1 protein-coding gene is annotated in these 264 nt (G+C 31.1%); it reads right to left on the reverse strand.

What is annotated here, in order from left to right:
- Positions 1 to 57: 57 nt before the first annotated feature.
- On the reverse strand, positions 58 to 264 hold a 207-nt coding region (locus ACX6CF_RS26855), incomplete at its 5' end, for a fructose-bisphosphatase class III (protein WP_458788439.1).

Genomic DNA, 264 nt, shown 5'->3' on the forward strand with positions numbered 1-264 from the left:
GACTAATCTATGTACATCATAACCCATGCCAATCTTCATTAGTAACACTCCCTTTGTCTATTTTTCTTTTATTATACCTTTATGATATACTTGAAGAAGCATCTTCAATCCGATAATCTCCTTCTTCAATTCTTTACATATATCCGTATTCGTTACTCTTAACCTTTTACTGTGCTTTTCTAATATCTGATACGAAGATACAATGTCTTTTTCATTACCAATTGCTTTTCTCTTAGATTCAAATTTCTCATGAGCAACCATAAG

Source organism: Vallitalea sediminicola (genome assembly GCF_054408565.1).